This window comes from Chamaesiphon polymorphus CCALA 037, assembly GCF_003003845.1.
Lineage (GTDB): Bacteria > Cyanobacteriota > Cyanobacteriia > Cyanobacteriales > Chamaesiphonaceae > Chamaesiphon > Chamaesiphon polymorphus.
In genome coordinates, this window is sequence record NZ_PVWO01000562.1 from 1 (window position 1) to 3,417 (window position 3,417).

The following is a 3,417-nucleotide window of genomic DNA, read 5'->3' on the forward strand; positions in this document are numbered from 1 at the left end:
ATGCTGAAGCGATTGCGATGTTTGATGAGTTACGATCGCAAAAAGTTCGGGTATCGACAATGGATTTGAGAATTGCATCCATTGCTATTTCTCGTGACTTGGTGCTATTGACTCGTAATGTTCGCGATTTTAGCAAAGTTCCAAAATTAGTAACAGAAGATTGGACGGTTTAGATCGATCGAATCCCCACCCACCGATAACCGATCGCATGTCATCGATCGTAAATTATCACAATCGATCGAACATTATTACCCCCATAATCGAAACCCGCTCGATACCCGCTGGTGGGGTTGGGCGGGTTTGTTCGATATTTCTGGAATTTGGCGATGATTACTAGCATAAACCCGCCCCTACAGATCCAAAAATAAATACGATCGATCTAATCATGTATAATTCTGGATTACATTTAATTGTTATGCACGATGAAATATAATCCAGATTTCCATCATCGGCAATCGATCCGACTCAATGGATACGATTATTCTAGATCTGGTGCCTATTTTATTACTATTTGTACCCACGATCGAGAATATCTATTTGGTGAAATCGTCAACGAAGCGATCGAATTAAACACATTAGGCGAGCTTGCTCGATCGCATTGGCAACAATTATCACAGCATCATCCAAATATCATCATCGATGAATCGATCGTGATGCCCAATCATCTACATGGCATTATTATCTTAGAATCTTCGACGGGTAGCACGAAGTCAATTTCCGAAATTATTCGAGGGTTTAAAACATTTTCAGCCAAAGCAATTAATAAAGAACGGGGTTTGCGTGGTATTCCAGTCTGGCAAAGAAATTATTACGATCGCATTATTAGAAACGAATTAGAACTCGATCGTGTCAGACAATATATTATGAATAATCCCCGCAATTGGGACGCAGATAAAAACAACCAAAACCAACCCTCCACCCCTACAGATCTGTAGGGGCGGGTTTATGCCATCGATCCGCATAATTCTAAAATCTAAATCAAACCCGCCCTCCCCACCGATAACCGATCGCATGTCATCGATCGTAAATTATCACAATCGATCGAACATTATTACCTCCGCACGATCGAATCGCGTTGGCGTAGCCTACCGGAGGTAATCGATATCTGCTGGCTGGGCTGGGCGGGTTCGTTCACAATTTCTGGAATTTGGCGATGATTTCTAGCATAAACCCGCCCCTACAGATCCGATAATATACGATCGACCTTTATCCCCACCCACACATTCGCCTGCACGGGTTCGTAGGGGCGGGTTTATGAGATCGATTCCGCATAATTCCAATAATCTAAATCAAACCCGCCCTCCCCACTGATAACCGATCGATCGTCACCATCCATGAATTCCAACGATCGAGCGAACATAATCACGATCGCAATCGAGCGCGATCGATAATTCGCTGGTGGGTTGGGCGGGTTCGTTTATTCTGGAATTTAGCAACCTTTGTCTATAAGGACAGCATTTGAGGGCATTATAGACATGTACTACTGATATCATGACTTTAAACATGATTTTAGTCTCTCTAAGATAGGATATCTATGGATTTTTTATTTGAGGTCGAACTCGAGAACGGTCAACCTAAAAAGATTACAATTCACATAAAGACATCATCTGTGGCAGATGCGATTAATGAATTGCACAGGCTATACAGTGGGGTCGTATCACAAAAACTGTTATCACAATCTCCGAGCAAATAAAATCAGTTATAGCAACCGCCACATTGGTTAGGACATTTTAGTCCGCGAAGGCGGACTTTGCATCACTAGCGGCGATTTCAATCGCTGTCCTAATCGCCTTGGCGATTGCTATAAAATTTATTTGTGTGGTAAACATTGGGGATGATTACTCATCCAATCAAACATAGCCATCATAATTAAAGTTGACTTTGTTGTATAAAACAACGCACGAGCCGGAATCAAATTCCAACTCGTGCGTCTCAAAACCTAAAATCTCCTAACCCATCAACTTCTTAACCGCAGCCATAATCCCAGCCGGATCGATACCCTGATGTGGGAACTGCTCCCAGAGACCGCCACAACCTTCGATATGCGTACCGAGGTGATTGTAATTAGGCTTATAACCGCGTTCCAATAACTGCGAACCGAAGCGACTGCCTAAACCAGTTTTGCGGTTGAAAGATTCGACGACTAAAACCATTGGTGATTTACCAATTTTTGCCATCATCTCTTCATCGATCGAATTCAATGTCGGCTTATTAATCAGACCGATATCGATGCCTTCTTGTTTGAGGCGTTCGACTGCATCTAACGATCGGTATAAAGCTTCGCCAAAACTGACGATATAGCCTTGAGTACCTTCACGAATTACTTCATCTTTACCAGAGACAAACTTGTAATCGCCGCCGAAGAATTCCTTACCATTTGTATCTAAAATCGCTGGTACTTTAGAACGAGTGGAGAATACAAATCGCAAGCCGGGATTGTGGAAAATTGTTTCCAAACAAGCGCGCATTTGATTGGGGTCGGCGGGGAAGTAGAGATTGGTATCATAACCATCGCTCAAACCATTATCGGCGAACATGTTGTTCAAACCGAAGTGGCAAGTGTTGTCTGCCATATCGTCGATCCCAGAGTGGGAGAAGTGGCTGAGGACGTTGGAATTGTTCAACCGCGCCATCGTAATTTCGGAAATACACATTTCTAAGAATGCGCTGAAGGTGCCGAAAATCCCTTGTTTGCCTGCTTCCATCCCGAAACCAGCAGCGGCGGAGAAGTTACCGCGCTCCATAATGCCGGAGGAAACGAAGACTTCAGGATAGGCGTCGTGAATCTTTTTCAGACCGCAGGAGCCTTCTAGGTCGCTATCGATGACCTTCACTTTTTCGACGCGCTCGGCTTCACTCATCCGACCGAGAATCGCAACAGCAGCATCGCCGAAGACGTTGCGGTTGGCATCCCATTTATCGCTCGAACCCATGAATGTGTAGGTATTTTTGGGTGCGACGATGCCTTTGAGGTGGTCGGCGGCTGCTTGCTGAGAGTGAGATTCGAGATATTCGATCGCGAGTTTGACCGAAATTACGTCGTGTCCGTGGGTAGAGCCTTCTAAGCCAACGATACCAGGGCACATGGGACGATGGTTGATAATCGCGATCGGCCCAGCAGTATTGACAGCTTGACAGATTCGTGCATATAAGTCGTCGATATCTTCGCCATTCCCTTCGAGGATTTGCAAACCGTGACCGACTAAGGTTTTAGCAACGGTAGTACCAACGAGATATTTGGAAGGATGACCCGCGATCGTGACGTCGTTATCATCGATAATCAGTTTGACATTGAGATTCTGAGCGACAGCTAAACGTGCGGCTTCCGCATCGTTACCTTCTTGTTGGGAGCCATCGGAACCCAAACAGAAAGCGATTTTACCAGGGTTAGCCATCGCCCTGTCTCTTATACACATC

4 protein-coding genes are annotated in these 3,417 nt (G+C 44.8%); 2 read left to right on the forward strand and 2 right to left on the reverse strand.

Features of this window, described 5'->3' with window-relative positions:
- Positions 1-173, forward strand: a 173-nt coding sequence (locus C7B77_RS31775) for a type II toxin-antitoxin system VapC family toxin (protein ID WP_146138534.1), incomplete at its 5' end; no start/stop codon positions are given.
- Between the two features lie 249 nt (positions 174-422).
- Positions 423-935 carry a transposase gene (locus C7B77_RS26370; protein WP_106311990.1) on the forward strand — a complete coding sequence of 171 codons (513 nt, stop codon included), beginning with the start codon at positions 423-425 and terminating at the stop codon, positions 933-935.
- Between the two features lie 390 nt (positions 936-1,325).
- On the opposite strand, the gene C7B77_RS29435 is transcribed toward C7B77_RS26370, so the two are convergent.
- Both C7B77_RS29435 and C7B77_RS26375 read right to left on the reverse strand, forming a co-directional pair.
- Positions 1,326-1,505 carry a hypothetical protein gene (locus C7B77_RS29435; RefSeq protein ID WP_146138535.1) on the reverse strand — a complete coding sequence of 60 codons (180 nt, stop codon included), beginning with the start codon at positions 1,503-1,505 and terminating at the stop codon, positions 1,326-1,328.
- A gap of 444 nt (positions 1,506-1,949) precedes the next feature.
- The coding region (locus C7B77_RS26375; RefSeq protein WP_106311987.1) for a transketolase C-terminal domain-containing protein at positions 1,950-3,417 on the reverse strand (1,468 nt) is incomplete at its 5' end.

What these genes read in the sequence shown, in the direction of transcription:
- C7B77_RS29435 (WP_146138535.1), bottom strand. Translation starts at nt 1,505, where the DNA reads ATGTTTAAAGTCATGATATCAGTAGTACATGTCTATAATGCCCTCAAA.
- C7B77_RS26370 (WP_106311990.1), top strand. Translation starts at nt 423, where the DNA reads ATGAAATATAATCCAGATTTCCATCATCGGCAATCGATCCGACTCAAT.